This is a genomic window from Bacillus sp. ABA4_010 (assembly GCF_056159105.1).
This window is the reverse complement of the sequence record NZ_JBSWUN010000003.1, coordinates 666794-689514: the sequence shown is the minus strand read 5'-3', so window position 1 is coordinate 689514 and position 22721 is coordinate 666794. Positions and strand designations below refer to the sequence as shown.

Annotated in this window: 23 protein-coding genes, 1 pseudogene and 1 other annotated feature; all 24 genes and pseudogenes read right to left on the bottom strand. The window is 40.5% G+C overall.

Going from position 1 to position 22721, the window contains the following annotated elements:
- Positions 1-118: 118 nt before the first annotated feature.
- Positions 119-1438 carry a solute carrier family 23 protein gene (locus tag ACXAEO_RS04710; RefSeq protein WP_474878568.1) on the bottom strand — a complete coding sequence of 440 codons (1320 nt, stop codon included), beginning with the start codon at positions 1436-1438 and terminating at the stop codon, positions 119-121.
- 175 nt (positions 1439-1613) lie between these two features.
- Positions 1614-2159, bottom strand: a complete 546-nt coding sequence (pyrR, locus tag ACXAEO_RS04705) for a bifunctional pyr operon transcriptional regulator/uracil phosphoribosyltransferase PyrR (protein ID WP_474878566.1) — start codon at positions 2157-2159, stop codon at positions 1614-1616.
- Positions 2160-2362: 203 nt separating this feature from the next.
- Entirely contained in the window at positions 2363-3277 is a 915-nt protein-coding gene (locus ACXAEO_RS04700; RefSeq protein ID WP_474878563.1) for an RluA family pseudouridine synthase, read from the bottom strand.
- On the bottom strand, positions 3277-3741 hold the full coding sequence (lspA, locus tag ACXAEO_RS04695; protein ID WP_474878561.1) for a signal peptidase II: 465 nt from the start codon (positions 3739-3741) through the stop codon (positions 3277-3279). Before lspA ends, ACXAEO_RS04700 begins: the two co-directional genes overlap by 1 nt.
- A 96-nt stretch (positions 3742-3837) precedes the next feature.
- Positions 3838-4128, bottom strand: coding sequence for a TraR/DksA family transcriptional regulator (locus ACXAEO_RS04690; protein ID WP_474878558.1), 291 nt, complete (start codon positions 4126-4128; stop codon positions 3838-3840).
- Between the two features lie 298 nt (positions 4129-4426).
- Entirely contained in the window at positions 4427-7195 is a 2769-nt protein-coding gene (gene ileS, locus ACXAEO_RS04685; protein ID WP_474878555.1) for an isoleucine--tRNA ligase, read from the bottom strand.
- A gap of 157 nt (positions 7196-7352) precedes the next feature.
- Positions 7353-7593, bottom strand: a binding site (T-box leader).
- A 67-nt stretch (positions 7594-7660) separates the two neighbouring features.
- Entirely contained in the window at positions 7661-8158 is a 498-nt protein-coding gene (locus ACXAEO_RS04680) for a DivIVA domain-containing protein (RefSeq protein WP_474878552.1), read from the bottom strand.
- A gap of 86 nt (positions 8159-8244) precedes the next feature.
- Positions 8245-9009, bottom strand: a complete 765-nt coding sequence (locus ACXAEO_RS04675) for a YlmH family RNA-binding protein (protein ID WP_474878550.1) — start codon at positions 9007-9009, stop codon at positions 8245-8247.
- 159 nt (positions 9010-9168) lie between these two features.
- Positions 9169-9438: a YggT family protein gene (locus ACXAEO_RS04670; RefSeq protein ID WP_474878548.1), complete on the bottom strand. Its 270-nt coding sequence runs from the start codon at positions 9436-9438 to the stop codon at positions 9169-9171.
- A 6-nt stretch (positions 9439-9444) separates the two neighbouring features.
- A complete protein-coding gene (locus ACXAEO_RS04665) occupies positions 9445-9885 on the bottom strand; it encodes a cell division protein SepF (protein ID WP_474878545.1) in 441 nt (146 codons plus the stop codon).
- Between the two features lie 14 nt (positions 9886-9899).
- A complete protein-coding gene (locus ACXAEO_RS04660) occupies positions 9900-10577 on the bottom strand; it encodes a YggS family pyridoxal phosphate-dependent enzyme (protein ID WP_474883969.1) in 678 nt (225 codons plus the stop codon).
- Between the two features lie 7 nt (positions 10578-10584).
- Positions 10585-11358 (bottom strand): peptidoglycan editing factor PgeF, encoded by a 774-nt coding sequence (pgeF, locus tag ACXAEO_RS04655; protein WP_474883968.1) that lies wholly within the window; start codon positions 11356-11358, stop codon positions 10585-10587.
- Between the two features lie 141 nt (positions 11359-11499).
- A complete protein-coding gene (locus ACXAEO_RS04650; RefSeq protein ID WP_474878542.1) occupies positions 11500-11757 on the bottom strand; it encodes a YlmC/YmxH family sporulation protein in 258 nt (85 codons plus the stop codon).
- Between the two features lie 140 nt (positions 11758-11897).
- Positions 11898-12677 (bottom strand): RNA polymerase sporulation sigma factor SigG, encoded by a 780-nt coding sequence (gene sigG, locus ACXAEO_RS04645; protein WP_078413442.1) that lies wholly within the window; start codon positions 12675-12677, stop codon positions 11898-11900.
- Between the two features lie 415 nt (positions 12678-13092).
- Positions 13093-13812 (bottom strand): RNA polymerase sporulation sigma factor SigE, encoded by a 720-nt coding sequence (gene sigE / locus ACXAEO_RS04640; RefSeq protein WP_474878537.1) that lies wholly within the window; start codon positions 13810-13812, stop codon positions 13093-13095.
- A 72-nt stretch (positions 13813-13884) separates the two neighbouring features.
- Entirely contained in the window at positions 13885-14865 is a 981-nt protein-coding gene (gene spoIIGA / locus ACXAEO_RS04635; RefSeq protein ID WP_474878535.1) for a sigma-E processing peptidase SpoIIGA, read from the bottom strand.
- A 239-nt stretch (positions 14866-15104) separates the two neighbouring features.
- Positions 15105-16265 carry a cell division protein FtsZ gene (gene ftsZ / locus ACXAEO_RS04630; protein WP_474878533.1) on the bottom strand — a complete coding sequence of 387 codons (1161 nt, stop codon included), beginning with the start codon at positions 16263-16265 and terminating at the stop codon, positions 15105-15107.
- A 38-nt stretch (positions 16266-16303) separates the two neighbouring features.
- Positions 16304-17593, bottom strand: coding sequence for a cell division protein FtsA (gene ftsA / locus ACXAEO_RS04625; RefSeq protein WP_474878531.1), 1290 nt, complete (start codon positions 17591-17593; stop codon positions 16304-16306).
- A 105-nt stretch (positions 17594-17698) separates the two neighbouring features.
- Positions 17699-18069, bottom strand: a pseudogene (locus ACXAEO_RS04620) (small basic family protein).
- Positions 18070-18087: 18 nt separating this feature from the next.
- The gene (locus tag ACXAEO_RS04615) at positions 18088-18795 is read right to left on the bottom strand and encodes a DUF881 domain-containing protein (RefSeq protein ID WP_474878527.1); all 708 of its coding nucleotides are present in this window, start codon (positions 18793-18795) and stop codon (positions 18088-18090) included.
- Between the two features lie 167 nt (positions 18796-18962).
- Positions 18963-19667 carry a DUF881 domain-containing protein gene (locus tag ACXAEO_RS04610; protein ID WP_474878525.1) on the bottom strand — a complete coding sequence of 235 codons (705 nt, stop codon included), beginning with the start codon at positions 19665-19667 and terminating at the stop codon, positions 18963-18965.
- Positions 19651-20433 (bottom strand): cell division protein FtsQ/DivIB, encoded by a 783-nt coding sequence (locus tag ACXAEO_RS04605; protein ID WP_474878523.1) that lies wholly within the window; start codon positions 20431-20433, stop codon positions 19651-19653. Before ACXAEO_RS04605 ends, ACXAEO_RS04610 begins: the two co-directional genes overlap by 17 nt.
- 139 nt (positions 20434-20572) lie before the next feature.
- Positions 20573-21478 (bottom strand): UDP-N-acetylmuramate dehydrogenase, encoded by a 906-nt coding sequence (murB, locus tag ACXAEO_RS04600; protein WP_474878521.1) that lies wholly within the window; start codon positions 21476-21478, stop codon positions 20573-20575.
- An 81-nt stretch (positions 21479-21559) separates the two neighbouring features.
- Positions 21560-22651 (bottom strand): undecaprenyldiphospho-muramoylpentapeptide beta-N-acetylglucosaminyltransferase, encoded by a 1092-nt coding sequence (murG, locus tag ACXAEO_RS04595; RefSeq protein ID WP_474878519.1) that lies wholly within the window; start codon positions 22649-22651, stop codon positions 21560-21562.
- Positions 22652-22721 lie beyond the last annotated feature (70 nt).

Here is a 22721-nt window from a genome sequence, read left to right as displayed (position 1 = left end):
CCTTTCCGGGACTGGAAAGGGTGTGACAAAGCAGAGCAGAGGTATGCTTTGTAGCATACAGATCCGCTCACCTTCGCTCACCCTTCCAAGCCTCTCTGGACTTTATTAAAAGGTGTTCTTATGAAGCATATGTTTTCGGCTCATTCGTGCCGGCTGATTCATGTTCACTTGTATTTTTCGCTTTTTCATGCGGAAGGACAAGGTTCAAAATCACTCCGATGATTGCTGCCAAGGCCATTCCTTCAAGATGAATCTGTTCAGAAAGGTGCAGTGACGCGCCTCCAATTCCTAACACCAGGATAACTGATGCAATCACAAGGTTTCGCTTATCACCGAAATCTGTGTTTGCTTCTACCATCATGCGCAGACCGGAAGAAGCGATAATCCCGAACAGCAGGATTGATACCCCACCCATAACGGCTGTAGGCACACTCGAAATCAGTGCGGTAATTTTCCCGATGAAGCCAAATGTGATGGCAATCACTGCTGCTCCTCCGATAACAAAGACACTGAACACTCTCGTAATCGCTAAGACACCGATGTTTTCACCGTATGTCGTATTCGGTGGTCCGCCAATCAAAGCCGCAATCATTGTCGCTACGCCGTCACCTAAGATGGTACGGTGCAATCCTGGGTTTTCGATATAATCACGCTCAACAATTTTATTCAGAACAAGCAAGTGACCAATATGTTCCGATAAAGTTACAATTGCCACTGGCACCATCAGCATGACAATGCTCCATGACCATTCTGGTGTGTATGAGACGAAAGGGATGTAAAAGTTCGGTACTTCCAACCATGCTGCTTCTTTTACTTTTGATAAATCCATAATTCCTTGCGTGTAAGCAAACACGCTGCCTCCAATGATTCCGAGCAGAACCGGAATTAATCCGGCAAATCCTTTGAAGTATGTTGAAGCGATAATCACAATTCCTAATGTGACAAGCGCCGTTACTAAGTGGACTGTGCTGTAATTTCCTTCTGCGTCATTCATCGCCATTCCGACCGCTACATTCGCAAGACTAAGACCAATTACGATAATAACTGGGCCAACTACAATCGCTGGAAGAAGTTTCATAAGCCAGTTAATGCCTGTTTTTTTAATCACTAATGCGACGATTCCGTAAACAAGTCCTGATAGGAAGCTTCCAAGCATTGCAGCTCCAGGGCCTCCAGAAGCTTGTGCCGCTAAAATTGGCGCAATGAAGGCGAAGGATGAACCTAAGTAAGCCGGCACCCTTCCTTTTGTAATGAGCAGGAAGGCCAATGTGCCAAGTCCGCTTGCGATTAACGCAACAGCCGGATCTAATTTTGTTAAGTATGGAACGAGAATGGTGGCTCCAAACATGGCAAACAAGTGCTGAAGGCTTAAAATGAGCCATTGGGATGATTTTGGTTTATCTAACACATCTAAGACAATATTTTGTTTTGTATTCATTATTGTTTCCCCTCTCCATGACGTTTGAAGTCATAAAAAACCCTCTTTATGCGTGTGAGGGCACAAAGAGGGTAACATAAGCAAGCTGACCGTACACTTCCTCTACTGGATGAGTGTCATGGACATTCGCTCTGTTCCTTTGGCAGCCTCACGGGACCACTTTTAAAAGGATTTCTTATTCATTTTCATAAATGCTGACTTGATCTGTTTCATCTACTTCTGCTAATTGAACAACAATTTTTTCACTGCTCGCTGTCGGGATGTTCTTTCCAACATAATCGGCTCGAATTGGAAGTTCTCGATGCCCTCTGTCTACTAGTACAGCGAGCTGAATTTGGCCAGGTCGTCCAATATCCATTAAAGCATCCATTCCAGCACGCACTGTTCGGCCAGTGTATAGGACATCGTCTACAAGAATCACTTTTTGATTGTTGATATCAACCGGGATATCAGAGCCCTTGACAAGCGGTTCTTCATTGTTGGTTACTTTTGATAAATCATCTCTGTATAATGTGATGTCAAGCTCTCCAACTGCGATTGGCTTTCCTTCAATTTGTTCAATTCGTTCTGCTAATCGCTTTGCTAAATAAATGCCTCTTGTTTTAATTCCAACAAGCACGCAATGTTCGATCCCCTTATTGCGTTCAATAATTTCATGGGCGATACGTGTTAACGCACGTCGAACGGCTTGTTCATCTAGAATCACTGCCTTTAAGTTCATGACTATCACCTCTTTTGCTTTTTATGCCGTGTCTTTTGGCTACTAAAAAACCCTCTTACCTTGAGGGGAAAGAGGGCACAGTTGTTCTACACATGTATATACCTTTCGTATATACGAACCGTTTCCTTTTTAGCCTCACGGGACTATTTCTTAAAGGTTCATTTATTCAACTAGACACATTATCACATGAATAGTAGTTTGTGTCAACTTCTTTTTTCTAATAAATCAAGTATCTCCTCAAATTCCTTCGGAAGAGGTGCTTCAAACTCCTTATACTCTCCTGTGCGCGGATGAGTAAAGCCTAAAATCCCGGCATGAAGAGCCTGTCCCTCAAGCGGTAACGTCTTTTTCGGACCATATTTTGGATCTCCCGCAAGCGGATACCCGATGTATTTCATATGAACGCGGATTTGATGCGTACGCCCTGTTTCCAACTGACACTCCACTAGCGTAAAATCTTTAAATCGTTTCAATACCGTAAAGTGAGTCACCGCATCTTTACTGTTTTCATCTGTAACGGTCATGCTTTGGCGGTCCTGGCGGTCACGGCCAATCGGCGCATCAATCGTTCCATGGTCATGAGCAATGACTCCATGTACAATTGCCTTATATCGTCTTGTTACTGTTTTTTGAACAAGTTGATTCACAAGCGACTCATGGGCCATATCATTTTTCGCCACCATTAGCAAGCCAGATGTATCTTTGTCAATACGATGGACAATGCCCGGTCTTAATACCCCGTTAATTCCTGATAAATCTTTGCAATGGGCCATTAATCCATTAACTAATGTACCAGTTGTATGACCTGGTGCCGGATGAACAACCATCCCACGCGGCTTGTTAACAACTAAAACATCTTGATCTTCGTAATAAATTTCTAAATTCATTTCTTCCGGCAGCACATCCAATGCTTCCGGTTCTGGAATTTCAATTACGACATGATCAGCACTTTTGCATTTATAATTTCCTTTTACTGTTGCCCCGTTCACTTTTACTGCTCCATCTTTCATCCATTGCTGAACTTGTGTTCGAGACCAATCTGAGTTAATCGTCGATAACACTTTATCCAGTCGCTCCGATTGATGTTGTTCGTCAATGGTCAATTCAATTACTTCCATTAAGTATTCTCCTTCGTGGTTTTTCCTTCAAATAACGTTAAGACAAAGATCAGTCCTACTCCAATGACTAGGGCGGAATCCGCTACATTGAAAATTGGAAAATCATACGTAAAAATGTATGTATTGATAAAGTCGACTACTTCTTTGCGCCAAACCCGATCAATAAAGTTTCCGATAGCCCCGCCAAGCATGAGGCCTAAAGCAATGCCAAGCATTCTTTCTTCCGGTTTCAAACGGCGAATATAAAAAACCAGTGCAATGATGACAATCGCGGTAACAATGTAGAAAAACCACATTTGCCCCTGCAAAATTCCCCAGGCAGCTCCTCGATTGCGGTGTGAAGTCATATAAAGAAAATTAGGAATGATTTCAATGCTTTCTCCCAACTCCATTTGCTTCACAACCATCCACTTAGTTACTTGATCAACAAGAATGACAAAAACAGCAATCAAATAATAAAGCACGCTAGTTCCCCCTCATACGAAATGAACGACTATGTCCTAATGCATTTTAGCACAAATATGCGTTCGATTTAAAGGGATTGTTTCAGTAATCGCCTGTTAGCGAGTAAAGTACACGTCTTTTTCGGTTCTGGCTGTAGGGAGCACCTTCAATTTTTTTAAGGGAATCGTTTCACCTGTCAGTTCATCAATTCCAAATACACCTATATCAATTTTCAGCAATGCTCTGTTTACATCATCCAAATCTTCTTTTACATATTGGACGACACTTCCCTGTTTCTCTTGTACATACATATCATACTGCGCCTCATACTTTTTTAAAGAAGACTCCAATTCGGTTCTCATCATTTCCAACTCTGCTTTAATGCTTGAATAAGAATGATGCTGCATGATTTTGCCTCCTTTGAGATCGGTAGTGTGAAGAACGATTGCCATGTTCACTTTCTTTGAAATGGTACCTATATTTTATCCGCCTTCTCCGTATCTTTGACTCACAACTTTTACCTATTGTCAATCCCCCCATCTATCAGGGACATTGTTAAATTTCTTCAGATTTTCCAAGTAGGGGCTCCTAGTAACTTGAATGGACTAATGGAATAATCCACTCAAAAAAAGCGCCAGGTTCATTCTTGTTGAACAAGGATGAACCACGACGCTTTTTTAAAGAGATTGACTGCAATTTATTTGATTAATTGGTGTAATGCTTTTTCACAACATCTGCACAGCGTGGGCATAATGTCGGATGGTCAGCATCTTCGCCAATGTGTGTTGTTACAACCCAACAACGCTCACATGTTTCTCCATCTGCTTTTTCCACAACGATAGCCGTACGCTCAAATGTTTGAGCATGTTCCGGCGCTTCTGCTTTGTCGCCTGCAATTTCTAAATCAGAAACGATAAACAGTTGCTTCACATTTTCTTCAATGGAGTCAAGCAAGGCTTTCGTTTCAGCATTTGGATAAAGAACAAGTTTTGCCGTCAATGATTTTCCAATCACTTTTTCATTACGGGCTGTTTCAAGCGCTTTTAACACATCGTCACGAAGTAAAAGGAAAGCATCCCATTTCTTTTCAAGCTCAGCTGCATCGGCCATTTGACGTGCTTCTGGCATATCGACAAGCTGAACACTTTCTTCTTTGGCATTCGGAATATGTGCCCATACCTCGTCAGCCGTATGTGTTAAAATCGGCGCAACAAGTTTTGTTAACGCTAAAAGTGTATCATAAAGAACCGTTTGGATGCTACGACGATCATGCTGATCTACTGCTTCGATATACAAGACGTCTTTAGCAAAATCAAGGTAGAACGCACTCAAATCAATTGTGCAGAAGTTATTAATTGCATGATAAATCGCTGCAAAATCATACGTGTCATACGACTTTCTTACTTTTGTAATAAGCTTATTCAATTTCACAAGCATGTAACGGTCCACTTCACGAAGGTTTTCATAAGCTACCGCATCTTGATCGTGTTGGAAGTCTGCCAAGTTACCGAGTAAGAAACGGAACGTGTTACGGATTTTTCGGTATACTTCTGCGACTTGTTTTAAGATGTTATCAGATACGCGCACATCTGCTTGATAGTCAACAGATGCTACCCATAAACGTAAAATGTCGGCACCGAGCTGATCCATCACTTTTGCTGGGACCACTACGTTCCCTAACGATTTACTCATTTTACGACCTTCTCCATCCAATGCAAAGCCATGGCTTAATACACCTTTGTATGGAGCTTTTCCAGTCACCGCGACACCTGTTGATAAAGAAGAGTTAAACCAACCGCGATATTGGTCCGATCCTTCCAAGTAAAGATCAGCTGGACGCTGTAAATCTTCACGCTCTTCTAGTACCGCTTGATGTGAAGAACCTGAATCAAACCAAACATCCATAATATCAGTTTCTTTTGTGAACTGTCCGTTTGGACTTGATGGATGTGTAAATCCTTCTGGCAATAATTCTTTTGCTTCACGCTCAAACCATACATTTGAACCATGTTCTCTAAATAAGTTTGACACATGCTCAATGGTTTCATCTGTAATAATTGGCTCGCCGTTCTCACCGTAGAATACCGGAATTGGAACCCCCCATGCACGCTGGCGTGAAATACACCAATCGCCACGGTCACGAACCATGTTGTAAAGGCGCGTTTCCCCCCATGCAGGTACCCATTGTGTTTCTTCAATTGCTTGTAATAGCTCCTGACGGAAATCTTTGATTGAAGCAAACCATTGTGCTGTAGCACGGAAAATCGTCGGCTTCTTCGTACGCCAATCATGCGGATACGAGTGCGTAATAAACGTTAGCTTTAATAGTGCTCCCGCTTCTTGAAGCTTTTGTGTAATTGGCTTGTTTGCTTCATCATAGAACAGACCAGCAAATTCACCAGCTTCTTTTGTCATATAACCTTTTTCATCAACTGGACATAATACATCCAATCCATATTTTTGTCCGATAATAAAGTCATCTTCCCCGTGACCAGGCGCTGTATGAACACAACCTGTACCAGCATCTGTCGTTACGTGATCGCCAAGCATTACAAGAGAATCACGGTCATATAAAGGATGCTTCGCTACAACATGCTCCAACTCTGCTCCTTTAACCGTTCGCGTCACTTCATATGTTTCCCACTCAATTGCTTTTGCGACAGACTCTACTAACTCAGACGCAATAACATATTTACCGCCATTTGCTGCGACTACGCTATATTCAAGGTCTGGATGTACTGAAATACCAAGATTAGCTGGCATTGTCCACGGTGTTGTCGTCCAGATTACAATTTGCTCATCACTGTTCAAGACACCTTTTCCATCTTTAACAGGGAACGCAACGTAAATAGAAGGAGATTTTTTATCATAGTATTCAATCTCTGCTTCTGCTAAGGCAGATTCACTTGAAGGAGACCAATAAACTGGTTTTAATCCTTTGTAAATATAGCCTTTTTTCGCCATCTCACCGAACACTTTAATTTGCTGTGCTTCGTATTCCGGCTGTAATGTTACATACGGATTATCCCAATCACCGCGAACGCCAAGACGTTTGAATTGCTCACGCTGACGGTCTACTTGCTCCCACGCATACTCTTCACATAATTTACGGAATTCAGCGACGCTCATTTCTTTGCGGTTCACTTTTTTATTTTTTGTTAATGCTGTTTCAATTGGCAAACCATGTGTATCCCAACCTGGAACATATGGTGAGCAAAAGCCAGCCATCGATTTATAGCGCACAATAAAGTCCTTCAAAATTTTATTAAGAGCATGCCCCATGTGAATATCACCGTTTGCATACGGAGGGCCGTCATGCAGGATGAAAAATGGACGATCTTTTGTGCGTTCTTGCACTTTTTCATAGATGCTCATTTCTTCCCATTTTTTCTGCATATCTGGTTCACGTTTTGGTAAATTACCACGCATCGGAAATTCCGTTTGCGGCATTAATAATGTGTCTTTGTATTCCATGATTTAGCCTCCATTTTTATATTCAAAATACGGAACGAACTTCGTTACCGCTGCAAGCTTTCCATCGACTACTTTTGGTTCCTTCAAATGAAAAAAGGGACCGTCACAGTCGACTTGCACTACTGATGGACAATAAAAAAAGACCTTCTGCATCCCAAAAAGGGACGAGAAGATCTCCCGCGGTACCACCCTTGTAGACTGTACCTTTATGTATACTAAAATTAGGCAAAGTCCTCTTAAAACATTCTTAACGCGAATGACACGCCATTGTCTACTATTAGTTCGACAAGGAACTCCAGGGTGATGTTCATTTCTTCGTTTTATACCGAGCTCCCACCTTCCTCGATTCGCTATTATAAAACAACTGAAGAAACTACTGTCCCTTTCCTCGTTATACTCGTTATACGAAAAGAAATCGTGATAAAATTATAAAATAATTTTCCTTTAGAAGTCAAGACGACATTGTCAATCTTCTTCTTTTGGATCAAAAGCAGAGACTTCATATTCCATCAAATGATCCCAGTCATCATTATCAAGCATTTCAAGTTGTGCCTCAATCAACATTTTGAATCTTGTCCGGAACACTTTAGATTGCTTTTTTAAGTCCTCGATATCAATCGCGATTTTTCTTGATTTTGATAAGGCTTCATTAATGATGCGGTCTGCATTTTTTTCGGCTTCTTTAATAATGAGCTTGGCTTCTTTCTGTGCGTTTCGCTTAACTTCTTCTCCCGCTTCCTGGGCAATTAAAATTGATTTATTCAACGCTTCTTCAATGCTCGTAAAGTGGCCGATTTTTTCCGTTAGCTCATGAACTTTACCCTCAAGCTCTTTCTTTTCACGAATCAATTGTTCGTAATCTTTAATAACCTGATCCAAAAACTCATTTACTTCATCTTCGTCATATCCCCGAAAACCCTTATTGAATTCCTTGTTATGAATATCTAAAGGTGTTAAAGGCATTATAAGCCACCTCCACGTTGTCTCATTCTCCAATTCTGAACATTAATTTTCGACGTTTTTTGTCTATTTCCTGCTTTTTATGCCGTTTATTTTTGAATTCCGACGACAATTCTCCATTTTTCTTTTTTTGTCTTACCTTCAATGGACAAGATACGGCTTCTGCCATGCCCTCTCAACGAAAGAACATCTCCCTCTTGGCACTCAAAAGAAGGTTGCTCCACGACTTTAAAATTAACTTTTGCATTGCCGTGCTCAATAAATGGCTGCACTTTTTGCCTAGAAAGACGGTAAATATTAGATAACAGAACATCCAATCGCAAAGATGACACTGTAACCGACTGTTCAATCCACTCTTCTTTTGACTCAAGCAGTTCTTGTTTGTCAATTACTTTTAGCGTCACCTTCGCCTTTCCTACCGACTGCAGGTTCATTTCAATATACGACGCCACTTCTTCTGCCGCAATTAACTGAATGCGATCGCCGTCGATGAGAATATCCCCAAATTTTGAACGTCGTAATCCAAGGGACATCATCGCCCCCAGCACTTGCGGATGCTCGATTGACAAAAATTTTGACGGATACAGCAACTCGTAATAAGAAAGCTGAAAATCTTGTTCTTGCGGTTCATAATAATCGGGGTACAAAAGCGCTCGCTTTCGTTCCGTTCCACCGGCAAATTGAACCTTTACGTCACCTTCTGTTCCAATGAGGCTTTCGACAATCTGCTGTTCACGCGGGTCCAGAAAGTCCGTTAGCTTCGCGGCATATTGTGACAGTACATCTTCTTTCCACTCAAGCACTGCATCAATAAACTCGTGCTCTTCTTTGCGAAAATGCTGGTAAATCGTCATAAAATCTCTCCGTTATAATCATTAAACCCGATCGAGCTTTTCCTTTCCGTCAACATTAATGAATCTATGCTGCTGACGGTACAAAAGCTAGACATAGGTCTCTATCCAATGGCTTCTGTTATGAACATTTAAAAAAGGAACCATTCAGATTCCTTTCCGTTAAATCAAATTTAACATCGAAAATAACGCATAAACTCCTTGCTGAGCAAAACGCAACACAAAAATGGCTACGATTGGTGAAAAATCAATCATCGCTAACGGTGGAATGATTTTTCGAAAAGGCTCTAAATATGGCTCACATATGTTAGCTAAAATTTGGCCAAATCTCGATTCCTTAATACTCGGCACCCAAGACATTAAAATATAAATTATGAGCGCCCATGAATAAAGTTCAATTAATTTCACTAATAAAACTGCTACTGTTCCCATGAACGGTTACCACCTCTTTGTCATCTGTTCAGCTTCGGTTACAATATTTGAAATGTTTCCTGACACTTCTACCGTATCGGGCGTGCACAAGAAAATATTATGGCCAATTTTTTGCGCATCTCCTCCTAGCGCGTAAACGGTGCCAGTCAAAAAGTCTATAATACGTACTGCTTGATCGTGCGATACTCGCTGTAAATTTACGACTACTGCTTTTTTCGCTTTTAAATGGTCTGTGATTTCCCTAGCTTCTTCATACACTCTTGGTTCACATAATACCATTTTCGACGATTTTTGAACGCTTTGCAAACTAATTACATTTTGTCCTTTTGGTGCTTTTGATTGGTATGACATCTCGTCTTCCTCTTCTACGGCCGGCATTTCTTGTACTTCTTGTTCCTGTTCATCATCCAGGACAAAGAAACTTTTAAACTTATGTTTTATCCCCATAATGAAGTGCCTCCTTAAAATTCTTTTCCGACAAGGGTCGTTCCTAATCGAATGAAAGTAGCGCCTTCTTCAACAGCGATGTCAAAATCATTAGACATGCCCATTGAAAGCTCTATGCACGGAGCATATGAAAGATTTAAAGCTTGTACATCTTGCTGAAGATTCCGCAACGTTTTAAAGCACGTTCGAATAAGTTCTTTATCTTCCGTAAATGGTGCCATCGTCATTAAGCCGACTACTTTAATTTTGTCGTATGGTTCAAGCTCTTTAATAAAAGGAATAACTTCTTCCACACTCAAGCCATGTTTCGACTCTTCCTTCGACACATTCACTTGGACAAAGCATTTAATCGTCCGCTCAGCGCGAGAATGAATTTCCTTCGCAAGCGAAAGGCGATCCAAAGAATGGATATAATCAACTTTGTCGATAATTTGTTTCACTTTACGTGACTGCAATGTTCCAATAAAATGCCATTGAACACGATTTCCAAGTACTTCGTATTTTGCTGAAAGTCCTTGGTCTCTGTTTTCCCCTATATGCAAAACACCGGCAGCTACTGCTTCCTCCGCCCGCTCAATGGATACATACTTTGTCACTGCAACAATGTGAACATCTGAATGGCTGCGGCCGGCCCGGGCACACGCTTTTTTCACCTGTTCCTGGATCATCGCCAAATTGTCTTGAACATTCACGCTCAATTCAGTCCTTCCTATAACCGATAAAACTTAACATTCGCCCCGTTTTCCCCCGGTCACGCCGGTGTGAAAAAAAGAGATCTTCTTTACAGCTTGTACATAACCCTGATAGTAGTAAACGATCAGGAGAAAGACCCGCTTTCAATAAGAGACGTTTGTTTACTTCTTTTAAATCCAGCGCATATTGCCCAGTACTCACCGTGCTGTAACATGCTTGCGCTTCCTCTTTATTTAATGCACCATGAATTCGGTCAATTACTCGATCATCCACGATATAGCAACAATCTTCAATCGACGGACCAATGGCTGCATAAATGTCATGTAACGGAATACCTTCTTCTTCTGTCCACTTCTTCACCATTTCTCCGCCAATATTTTCGACTGTGCCTTTCCAGCCAGCATGAGCTAATCCAATCATGCCTTGTTTTGGAGCGAAGAAATAGAGAGGCACACAATCTGCAAAACATAAAGTAAGAAGAAGATCTTTTCGGTTTGTGTAAATGCCATCCGTTTCAGGAATCCCCTCATGATACTCGTAAACCCCTTTTTCAGCATCAGACTCGGTTACTTTCACAATCAGGTTTTTATGTACTTGCTCTGCGCAGACCCATTTTGAAAGAGGCATTTTCAGTTGTTCAGCTACTTCCTGCCGATTAGCCATAACCGTTGAAGGAGCATCATGAACATGCAAACCTAAATTCAAAGTTTGGTAGTCATCTTGGCTAAATCCGCCATTTTTTGTCGTAAAGCCTGCTACTAACTCGTTGGCCATGTGCATCCATGGCTGTAAAAACAGCAGGGATTCGACATGCTGACATTGAAAAGGTTCTAAATTCCTCAAATTGCGCACTTCCTTTTCATATTCTCCATACTTGCACTTATTGTATCATATATTGGTGAAATCTGTGCCAAAAAATAATTATTCCCCTTCATACTCCACGGGTTCTTTATACCTGACGAGGATGACATCCGTTCCTATTTTAACAATATTACTCCACGGAATGACAATGTTCCCATCTTTTCCAAAGAAACCAAGCATTCTTCCCGTATGCTGAATAACAACCGCCTCGATTTTTCCCGTATTGAGATTAATATCAATATCGGCAATGTTCCCCAACTTTCGCCCATCTGCTACATTTACGACATCCTTTGTCTGAAAATCTGAAATTTTAATCATATCCTTCTCTCCCCTCCATCCACCTTCTCTTTCATATATATTTTCAGTTTCTTCTTTTCATGAGAAATTTGCGCTTTATTCTTTTTTAAGCACCTTCTCTCCCCAGTAAAAAATCTCCCCCCTACAGGGAGAGAGATTTTTTAACTTTGAATATTTTTATTCATCTGCTTAATGGCTGCCTTTTCAAGTCTTGATACTTGTGCCTGAGAAATTCCAATTTCCTCAGCGACCTCCATTTGAGTTTTTCCTTGAAAGAAGCGCTTGCGTAAAATAAGTTTTTCACGTTCATTAAGGCGCCTCATCCCTTCTTTTAAAGCGATTTCCTCAATCCAGTTTGAGTCGCGATTTCGTTCATCACTTAACTGGTCCATCACATAAATCGGATCGCCGCCGTCGTTATAAATAGGTTCAAATAACGAGACAGGGTCTTGAATCGCATCCAATGCAAATACAATCTCTTCATGTGGGACATCGAGCACTCTGGAAATTTCCTCGGCAGTCGGTTCTTTAGAAGTTTCACTCATTAGTTTTTCTCGCACTTGCAATGCTTTATAAGCAATGTCTCTGAGAGAGCGAGAGACACGGATTGGATTGTTGTCCCTTAAGTATCGCCTAATTTCCCCAATAATCATCGGTACTGCATATGTGGAAAACTTTACATTTTGGCTTAAATCAAAATTATCAATCGATTTCATTAGTCCGATACAACCGACTTGAAACAAATCATCGACGAATTCACCGCGGTTGTTAAAGCGTTGAATGACACTTAATACTAACCTTAAATTTCCGCTAACCAGCTTTTCCCTCGCTGTGGGATCTCCACTTTGCATTTGCCTAAATAATAGGCGCATTTCATCATTCTTTAGTACAGGGAGTTTTGAAGTATCTACGCCACAAATTTCTACTTTGTTTCTTGTCAATTCTTTCCCTCCTAACAGGAGATGATGTTCAGAGTTCAGTATCTCCCTGGTAGGAAAAAATATGCACTTTAACAATTCTGACTATTGTTAAGAAAGCGGGCTTGAAAATCTTCTCTTCTTCTTAACAGCTGTTTTATGGACATGAAACAGCCAAAACACCATTTAATATTTTAAATCAAACCCATTGAAATAATTTTTATCCTGTATTCAACCAAAACTCCTGTACAATCTCCTAAACAAGAGAGAAGTCCATAATTTTTATTGAACTTTTTATAATGCCTAAACAGGCGAAAAAATTATTTTTATACCGAAAGACCCCGTCACGAAAATCCAGGAAAAGTAAGGATTTTCGTGACGGGGTCTTTCAGGAGGATGCGGTCAAAGGAATACTTTTTATATCTTTGACCGCATCCTCTTACACCATTTTATTAAATTCTTTTCTGAGGCGCTTAATAATACGTTTTTCAAGGCGAGAAATGTACGATTGCGAAATACCAAGCATGTCAGCTACATCTTTTTGTGTCTTTTCTTCGCCCCCTTGCAGACCGAAGCGTAATTCCATAATTTGCTTTTCACGATCATTGAGTTGATGCAGTGCTTTTAGCAACAATTTTCTGTCCACATTCGCTTCCAAGTCTTTTGTAATAATATCCTCTTCTGTCCCTAACACATCTGATAGTAATAGTTCGTTTCCATCCCAATCAATGTTTAACGGTTCATCAAATGAAACCTCTGACCGAATTTTATTATTCCGGCGTAAGTACATTAAAATTTCATTTTCAATACACCGAGAAGCATAAGTAGCTAGTTTGATTTTCTTTTCTGGATTAAACGTATTTACTGCTTTAATTAAACCAATTGTACCGATACTAATTAAATCCTCGATGTTAATACCTGTATTTTCAAATTTCCGGGCAATGTACACAACGAGTCTTAAATTTCTTTCAATCAATAATGACCTGGTGGCTGCGTCCCCCGTAGGAAGTTTCTTCAATAGAACTTCTTCCTCTTCTTTGGTTAAAGGAGGAGGCAACGCCTCACTTCCTCCTATATAGTGTACTTCATCCGTTTTAACCCCTAGTTTTATTAACCATTTATACCAAAGTAATTTTAAGCGAATCGCATATGTAGACATTGCATATCCCCCTTCTATTTATCAATTTTGTGAGTATGATAGTATTAAGGATTTCACATACCCCAAGCTTCCTCATGAAGCTGACGAAACAGTACCAGTAACCAACAGCTTTGGGTGGACAATGCACTGATAGAGATTTTCAGGTGATAAGGCTGTATGGCTGATTCCAATCAGCACTTTACGAATGAGAATGGACTCTTCTTTATGCTGAACCGTAACGAATTCAGGTTTAAAAGCAATCATAAACTGACCAGAATGCCCTACCGTCCTATATGGAATAATTCGCAGTTTAGACTGCCATTCTTCTGGGATATGTTCATAAAAAGACATCGATTCGGCATCCTTTGTTGCTTCAATCAGTTCGACTGGAACCATCCCCTCCATGGCATCCGCTGTTATAATCATGACCGGTGTTTGACTAAGCGGATCATACAGCTGATTTCCACTGTCAATAAGCCCCTTAAATGAAAAGGATTGTTCATTCATCGATACTCGGACAAGAACAAGCTGATCAAATGTAATGTTTTTCATCTTCAAATCTTCCATTCTCGTTTTCGAAAAATAAAACAAAATAGGAAAACCAATTAAAACAAACAGCCAGCTCACCGGATCTCCGTATTCATATCCAACCGTTGCAGACGTTCCTTCAAAAATCAAATATTGTTCATTAAACATAAAATGAAGCCCCATTAATCCTCCACCAACAGCAAAAGTAGAAAAATAAAGTGTAAGAAGGTTTTCTAAAAAATAACGAATTCTTCGAAAGCCAAATGCCGCTAATACCATGACAACAGAAAACATAAGCTTTACAGCAGGATGTAGCATAAAAGCAGACCACGGAGTAAACATGAAAAAGACGATTAGTGACCCTAGTGCTCCTCCGCATAGTAACCTCCACCATTGTGCATTCCGCTTTAAGACGATATTACACAGTAACAAAAGCATGGTGTCCAATCCTGCATTTAAAAGCCATATAAGATCTAAGTAAATGGACAAGTTGTAAGTCCACTCCCATCGCAAAAATCCTTTGTTAAAATCTAGTATATAGTACATCCTATTTTAAAGTCTGTCAGTTCATGCCGATAAACGAGTAGAAGTTTTGCCATATTTATTCGAGTTTTGTCACTCTTCGTTTCTACTTCAGTTACGGTTCGGCAAAATCATGTATTTTCACACCCAATCGAGTCTCCTCACCCTTTTCTGTCAAAAGTGACAATGAATCCGATACCGTAAATCGTCATTTTCACCCAAAATAAAAAAAGGCCCTTCAATTGAAGGAACCTTTTTCATTATTATCGTCTTCTATTACGGTTACGTAAAAACGTTGGAATATCTAACGTTTCTTCCGGTTGTTGTACAGGGCGGACATAGTCTTGAACCGGCTCTTCACGCTTTACTGGCTCACGTTTCATCGGCTGCTGTGGCTGTTGTTGCTGCTGCGGCTGAGATTTTGATGCCGTCATTGAAGGGCGAACTGCACCTTTAAATGCCGGTACATCTTGATCGTTAAAGCCTGTTGCGATAACGGTCACAACAATTTCATCTTTTAAGTTTTCGTTAATGACAGAACCAAAAATCATATTCACTTCTTGGTCTGATGCTGAAGCAACAATATCAGCTGCCTCTTGTACTTCATACAAGCTTAAATTTGTTCCGCCTGTAATATTCATTAACACACCTTGCGCCCCATCAATGGATGTTTCCAGCAACGGACTGGAAATCGCTTTTTTCGCTGCTTCAGCAGCACGATTTTCACCTGTTGCAATCCCGATCCCCATTAATGCAGAACCTTTATTCGACATAATGGTTTTGACGTCCGCAAAATCAAGGTTGATTAATCCTGGCACAGCAATCAAATCCGAAATACCTTGAACACCTTGACGCAATACGTTATCCGCTTCACGGAATGCTTCTAGCATCGGCGTGTTTTTATCGACAATTTCAAGCAAGCGATCATTTGGAATTACGATTAGTGTATCCACTGCTTCTTTCATCGCGGCAATTCCGCCTGCTGCTTGTGTCGCACGCTTTCTACCTTCAAATGTAAAAGGACGTGTCACAACACCCACTGTTAATGCACCTAGTTCACGAGCAATTTGTGCGATAACTGGTGCTGCACCTGTACCTGTACCCCCGCCCATTCCAGCAGTAACGAATACCATGTCTGCACCTTTTAACGCCTCTTGAATTTGTTCTTTGCTTTCTTCCGCTGCCTTTTTTCCTACTTCAGGATTAGCACCTGCTCCTAATCCTCTTGTCAATTTTGCACCGATTTGCATTTTAATCTCTGCTTTTGATAAATTAAGAGCTTGTGCATCTGTATTGACAGCAATAAACTCTACACCTTGAACGCCGTGTTCAATCATGCGGTTAACAGCATTATTTCCGCCTCCGCCGACACCGATAACTTTGATTGTCGCTAATTGATCTACACTTGTATCAAACTCCAACATTATAGTTCCTCCTAATTCATCGAAATTGCTTTGCTTTCCTATTCAAAGAAATATCCGAAGAACTTCTTCATCTTATTCGAAAAATTTTCGTCTTTCTTTTTTGGTTTTGGTTGTTGCGGCTGTTCTGGAACAAGTTCCTTTTCAGCAACTACTCTTTCTACCGGCTGATGAACAGGCTCGCTTATATGCCTTCCTTGAATCTTAGCATTTTTGTAAGCAAACTTAATCAGGCCGACACCTGTTGTATATTGTGGCTCTCTAACCCCAATGTAATCCGGAATAGCAATTCTAACATTATTCTTTAAAATATGCTGAGCCAAATCCAACACACCCGGCATCGTTACAACGCCACCCGTTAGCACATAGCCTCCTGGTAGTTCCTTGAAGCCAATCCGCCTTGCTTCTTGAGCAACAAGCTCTAAAATTTCTTGTAATCTAGCTTCAATAATTTCCGAGACTTCTAACTGATTAAATTGCTGATGCTGATCACTCCCAATAATGGGAACACTGAATACTTCTTCCTCAGAGGCATAATCATAAAAGGCATGTCCATGCTTTACTTTTACCTTTTCAGCATCTTCGGTCGACGTTCGCAATACAATGGATAAATCCTTTGTAATATGCTCCCCTCCGACCGGCAATACAATCGTATTCTCTAACGTTCCTTCATTAAAGATGGCTACAGTTGTAGAACCGCCTCCAATATCCACCAACGCGACACCCAAGTTTTTTTCATCATTTGATAAGGCAATGGAGCCTGCTGCAAGAGGCTGCAGGCAAATATCTGTAATTTCCAAACCAACACGCTCTACGCAGCGTAAAAAGTTATGTAGAACCGTCCTTGAGCCTGTAATAAGAGTCCCTTCCATTTCCAGACGGACGCCAAGCATTCCTCTAGGATCTGTAATTCCTTCCAGTCCATCTACGATAAACTGAGTTGGGATGACATCAATTACTTCCCGATCCGGTGGAATGGACATGACTTGCGCCGCATCTAACACACGCTGCACATCTTCATTTTTAATTTCGCGATTGTCGCTTGATACCGCGACTACACCGTGACACGGTTGCAGATGAACGTGGTTGCCGTTCACTCCTACTACTACGCGCTTAATTTCCATCCCGACCATTCGTTCAGCTTGCTCCACAGCTTTTTTGATGGATTGAACTGTTTCATCTATGTCAACAATCGAACCTTTTTTAAGCCCTTGCGACTTTACATTGCCAACTCCAATTATATTCAAAGAGTCATTATTCATCTCACCAATGATTACTTTTACACTGGATGTACCGATGTCAAGACTTACATATATTTCATTGCTGTTCATTCTTTGGCACCTCCTTTGACATCAATCCACTACTTTTGAATAGAAGAACAACAATCATTTTCTCTATTACATGAAAATATTCAACAAATACAGCAGTTTCACCTTTTATCGAATCAATTTTTTTCGATTTTTTCTTTTGCCTCCGACCATTTTGTCAATAAAATTCTTCTGATAACCGCAATGTTTTGAAACAAACGGACGCCAAAGGCAAAAACGGCTGCTAAATACAAGTCTACACCAATATGTACACCGAGAAAAGCTAAACTTGCGGCTAAAATAATATTAAAGAAAAAACCAGATATAAACACTTTTTCATCATATATGTTTTGCAAATGAGCCCTAATTCCACCAAAAAGTGTATCAAGGGCTGCAAGAACGGCAATCGACAAATAGTTCGTATACTCATCCGGTATACGAATTTCTGAAAGCAAACCAAGTGCAATGCCGAGCAGTAAACCTAACAGAGGAAGCCACATGCCGACTGGTTCTCCTTTCTATTTCGAATTTACAGGGGAAATATTTTTTACTCGTATCGCGTCATTGTAAGCCGGCACTGTTACTTCATCTAAAGGTTGTGAAATCGTCAGTTTTAAATTTTCGACAGCAAACTCATCCGGTGCATTCGAAACTTGCATGCGATTGTACAGTTTTTCTGCATCTTTGGCAATGACCATAATTTTAAACGGTAGCTGAGTTAGCCAGTAATCATTTACCTTCGTCCGCCCATTAATATCTCTTATAACTGATGTTGTAATAATACGCTGATTCGCTACCGCTATGTTTTCAGCCTCATATGAATTCAATTCATTAATAAGTCTTTTCAGCAGTTCTGGAGAAACGCTCTTTATTTCTTGACCAATGATAGATTCATCAAAAAGAGGCTCCACTGTCAATATCAGACCAGGCCCCTTTGCTTCCGTCAGCCCTGCTTCTCGTTGGAGCTTCGTTAAAGTTTGTTGAAGAGCTTCTTTCTTACTGTTATTTTGTTCTACTTCGTAGTTCCGAAGCTGTTCTTCATATGTACGAATTTCCTTTAAAATTGTTGCTTGTAATTGTTGTTCTCTTTTCAAGTCTTCTCGAAGCTGCCACATGTCCCTCGTATCGCGCACCACTGGCTGCTTCGTCGTTTCAAACATGACTGCAACCATAAAGCCGATAACGACTGTGATAAATGTGAATTGAATTTGTTTCTTGCTGTTCAACCACAAATCCCTTCCTTCTTTTCGAGACCAACCTCTTTGAACACACTACACCTTAACAATTAGATGCCCTGCCGCCTTTTCCACCATTCTTGCGAAACTAATCGCTCTAATATGATGGAAGCGAGCAATGGTTGAGACCTTTCATAAAGCGGCAGGTATCGAGCAAGTTAGGCATTATTCTCTGAATGAATAACCGGCTCTAGTATAATTTCATCTTTTTTAGTCATTTTCACTACAATATTATCTTCTACAAGCTGCTCTTTTACTCCGCCTGCAATATTTAAAGCCGGGTACAAAACATTGGGGTCTCCTATTGCTGTAATAACAAAAGGAGCAGGGAATTGCTTTCCATCAATCGTAATAACTGGGCCATTACAGGAAATGTACGAGTCTTTGGATAAACGCTGTCCATTAATGGAAATAGCTGAAGCACCTGAAATATATAATTCATTAACGACGTTAAACACGTGACTCTCATGAACAATGTAGTTATTAACATTCTCTTCATTTGGAATATATGAAGCATCTTCCAATGTTACTTCTACCCCTTGTCCCTTTACTCCAATTTTCCCTGTGTACATGCGTAGTTTCTCTACATCTTCTACGAGATTGAACAAAATTTGCTCTTCGTTGGCAAACTCCTCTTCAATCTCCCGAACTTGTTTCTGTTTTTCAAATAATTCTTTTTGCAGTTCGCGATTCAGCTGTTCTTGCTCAATAAGCATATTCCGGTATTGATATTCATTTGTCCATTGGCGGCTCGAAATTTGATTAGCCGATTCACTTTTCGTAAACTGATACGAATAAGAGATCATAAAACCTAACACTAGAAAAACGAGTGACAGGATTACATACTTACCTCTCCTCCTCATTTTCCTCCACCTCTTTCGTTCCTTCGTACGCTTCAAAGTAATACCCTACTTCTAGGTGAATAACTCCTTTTTGATTCGGATCCAATTGATTGACAATTCCTGGGTAAGCGGTCATTTTGCTTGAGAAATCAGGAATCGTCGCACTAACTTCCCTTCCATCGTTCATATATAAGGTAATATGAAGCGAATCCGATTCTTCCGGAGTATGATGAATTTCTGAAATAGAACGGACAATGGTTTCCGGCAACTTATTCAGTTCTTCTACCATTTCTTGAATCACTTCAGGCTTGTCCCAATTAATAAGAAGCGGTGCATCTGATGATAGCGGCTCTCCTTTAATCGCCTCGAGAACTTTCCCTTTCTCTGTAATAGGGAAATAGCTACCCTTTTCCACAACGTAAGCAACCCGCTCATATTCTTCTATCTCAATTTCAACTATATTAGGTATTTTTTTACTTACAATGACATTTTTCACTTCCGGATGCGCTACAATTTTCTCTTGCACTTCTTCCTTATCGAAGCCCCAATAGTTTGTATCCGTAGTCAGCTCGCTCATTGAGACGATGTCTTTTTCTGCTATATGACGATTGCCGGACACCTCTATCCTAGCAATATTACTGAGCGATGATTGCGTATAAATAATGAGTAAAATAAGGATGAAAAACAGTGAAATGTAAAAAATAAGCCTTCGGTTTGTTTTTTGCTTCCGCTGTTCCTTTAACTTCGGCAAACGGTCTTCCAGTAAAATAATTTTTCCTTTTTCCATAATCCCTTCACCCTTATCATTTAAGCGCACAATCCTTATTGTTCATAAGGTTTGTGCGCCAGTGACCAAGTATTTGGATACGCTTATTATAGCATAGAAACAACATGTCAAAAACAGGAAGAGTGTTTTTTTACAACGACTATCGACCGATTATCTCGACTTCCGTTTGCATAGTAACACCAAACTTTTCTCGAATGGTTGTTTTCACATGTTCAATCAAATTCAAGACGTCTTCAGCTGTCGCTTGGCCAGTGTTCACAATAAAATTGGCATGTTGTGTACTAATTTGAGCACCGCCAACTGAATAGCCTTTTAAATCGGCTTTTTCAATTAAGTTTCCTGCATAATCAGGTAGCGGATTACGGAAAATACTTCCAGCACATGGATAATTCCACGGCTGTGTTTCACGACGATAATCTTTATTTTTTTGCATCGCGGCCACAATTTCGTCTCTTGAGCCAGCTTTCAAACAAAGTACAGCTTCTAAACAAACGCCCGGACGCTCTGTTTGCAAAATAGAATGACGGTAAGAGAATCCTAGTTCTTCATTTGAGAGCCATTCCACTTTCCCGTCTTCAAATAGAATAAGAGCTTTTTTCAAAATTGTAGACATATCCGCACCATGTGCCCCAGCGTTCATATAAACTGCTCCACCGATTGAGCCTGGAATACCACCAGCAAACTCTAACCCGGACAATCCTTGTTTACTAATGATGGTTGCAAGCTTGATTAAAGAATAGCCTCCGCCCACCGTAACTGTTTCACCGTCAACCTGTAAGTGATCAAGACCATTACCAAGCTTAATCACTACTCCTTCAATGCCTTTATCTGACACAAGCAAATTCGAACCGCGGCCGATAGCCCGCCATTTTACACCATGTGTTGTAATAATAGACATTGCTGTTTTCAAGTTGTCAAGGCTGTTCGGTTCGACGAACAAATCGGCTGGTCCGCCAATTTTCATAGTCGTATGGTTTGCAAGCGGTTCATCTCTCAACACTTTCCCGACATTTGCCTGTAACAATTCCTTTTCTAAAACTTCCATAACATCCTCCTACATGTTTGTACGTTATTCTTGATGTGTTTCTTTATCATATGAACCGAAGCCTAGCTTAGGTGCTTACTTTTATTTGACTAAATCAATCATGACTTTATATAAGCGATTGGCTGCGTCTGGAATGCCAAGTCGTTTGGATGACTGCTTCATTTCTTGTAGAAGTTGTGAGTCTGTTAAAATACGGTCAATATTATGTAATAGTGATTCCCCACTTAACTCCTGTTCTAAACATAGTATAGCCGCATTTTTATCACTCAACGCCCGCGCATTTTTTTCTTGGTGATTGTTCGTTACATACGGACTCGGAATTAAAATGCTCGGAAGGCCAAGCGCTGTAATTTCTGCTAAGGTCGTCGCTCCTGCCCGCGCCACAATTAAATCCACACCAGCCAATACTTCAGGCATGTTGTGAACGAAAGGTTTAATAATAACATTCGGTGGATTTCCTACATGGCGGACCTCCTCCAACACTTTATCATAATGTACATCTCCCGTGATATACAAAAACTCATAATCTTTTTCAGAAACTTTTCCCAATATTTCTAACAACGCATCATTAATCGGTTTCGCTCCACGGCTTCCCCCCACAATTAAGACAGCTTTCTTTCCAGGCGTCAATCCAACGGAAGCTTTCCCCTTATCTCCATCTTGATGAAGAACTTCCGATGCACGAGGGTTCCCCGTTAGCACAACTTTTTCTTCAGGGAAATAAGAAGCTGCCTGCTCAAAGCAAGTGGCGACTTTATCTACATATTTGCTTAAGAACTTATTTGTTAAGCCAGGGACGCTGTTTTGTTCGTGAATAATTGTCGGTACTTTTAATTTATGGGCAGCATAAACAACAGGTCCGCACACATACCCACCTGTCCCAATCACCACATCTGGTTTGAACTCACGTATGTATTGTTTGCTCATTTGAACAGCCTTTAAAAAACGCATGATCGTTTTCACATTGTCAAAGGATACTTTTCGTTTGAACCCGGAAATTTCAACCGATTTAAACGGAATATTCGCTCGTTTGACGATGGTGCTTTCAAGCCCTTTTTCTGTCCCTACATATAAGAATTCTACTTCTCTATGATACTTTTTAATTTCATTAATAAGAGCAAGGGCTGGATAAATATGTCCCCCTGTACCGCCGCCGCTTACTAAAACTTTCATCTATAATCCACCTCGTTCATTTGACTTCTCACATCATATCATAAATATATATCCATTCAATCATCTTTAC

What these genes read in the sequence shown, in the direction of transcription:
- ACXAEO_RS04710 (WP_474878568.1), bottom strand. Translation starts at nt 1,438, where the DNA reads ATGAATACAAAACAAAATATTGTCTTAGATGTGTTAGATAAACCAAAA.
- pyrR (WP_474878566.1), bottom strand. Translation starts at nt 2,159, where the DNA reads ATGAACTTAAAGGCAGTGATTCTAGATGAACAAGCCGTTCGACGTGCG.
- ACXAEO_RS04700 (WP_474878563.1), bottom strand. Translation starts at nt 3,277, where the DNA reads ATGGAAGTAATTGAATTGACCATTGACGAACAACATCAATCGGAGCGA.
- ACXAEO_RS04690 (WP_474878558.1), bottom strand. Translation starts at nt 4,128, where the DNA reads ATGCAGCATCATTCTTATTCAAGCATTAAAGCAGAGTTGGAAATGATG.
- ileS (WP_474878555.1), bottom strand. Translation starts at nt 7,195, where the DNA reads ATGGAATACAAAGACACATTATTAATGCCGCAAACGGAATTTCCGATG.
- ACXAEO_RS04680 (WP_474878552.1), bottom strand. Translation starts at nt 8,158, where the DNA reads ATGCCTTTAACACCTTTAGATATTCATAACAAGGAATTCAATAAGGGT.
- ACXAEO_RS04675 (WP_474878550.1), bottom strand. Translation starts at nt 9,009, where the DNA reads ATGACGATTTACCAGCATTTTCGCAAAGAAGAGCACGAGTTTATTGAT.
- ACXAEO_RS04670 (WP_474878548.1), bottom strand. Translation starts at nt 9,438, where the DNA reads ATGGGAACAGTAGCAGTTTTATTAGTGAAATTAATTGAACTTTATTCA.
- ACXAEO_RS04665 (WP_474878545.1), bottom strand. Translation starts at nt 9,885, where the DNA reads ATGGGGATAAAACATAAGTTTAAAAGTTTCTTTGTCCTGGATGATGAA.
- pgeF (WP_474883968.1), bottom strand. Translation starts at nt 11,358, where the DNA reads ATGCACATGGCCAACGAGTTAGTAGCAGGCTTTACGACAAAAAATGGC.
- ACXAEO_RS04650 (WP_474878542.1), bottom strand. Translation starts at nt 11,757, where the DNA reads ATGATTAAAATTTCAGATTTTCAGACAAAGGATGTCGTAAATGTAGCA.
- sigE (WP_474878537.1), bottom strand. Translation starts at nt 13,812, where the DNA reads ATGTCTACATATGCGATTCGCTTAAAATTACTTTGGTATAAATGGTTA.
- spoIIGA (WP_474878535.1), bottom strand. Translation starts at nt 14,865, where the DNA reads ATGTACTATATACTAGATTTTAACAAAGGATTTTTGCGATGGGAGTGG.
- ftsZ (WP_474878533.1), bottom strand. Translation starts at nt 16,265, where the DNA reads ATGTTGGAGTTTGATACAAGTGTAGATCAATTAGCGACAATCAAAGTT.
- ftsA (WP_474878531.1), bottom strand. Translation starts at nt 17,593, where the DNA reads ATGAACAGCAATGAAATATATGTAAGTCTTGACATCGGTACATCCAGT.
- ACXAEO_RS04610 (WP_474878525.1), bottom strand. Translation starts at nt 19,667, where the DNA reads ATGAGGAGGAGAGGTAAGTATGTAATCCTGTCACTCGTTTTTCTAGTG.
- ACXAEO_RS04605 (WP_474878523.1), bottom strand. Translation starts at nt 20,433, where the DNA reads ATGGAAAAAGGAAAAATTATTTTACTGGAAGACCGTTTGCCGAAGTTA.
- murB (WP_474878521.1), bottom strand. Translation starts at nt 21,478, where the DNA reads ATGGAAGTTTTAGAAAAGGAATTGTTACAGGCAAATGTCGGGAAAGTG.
- murG (WP_474878519.1), bottom strand. Translation starts at nt 22,651, where the DNA reads ATGAAAGTTTTAGTAAGCGGCGGCGGTACAGGGGGACATATTTATCCA.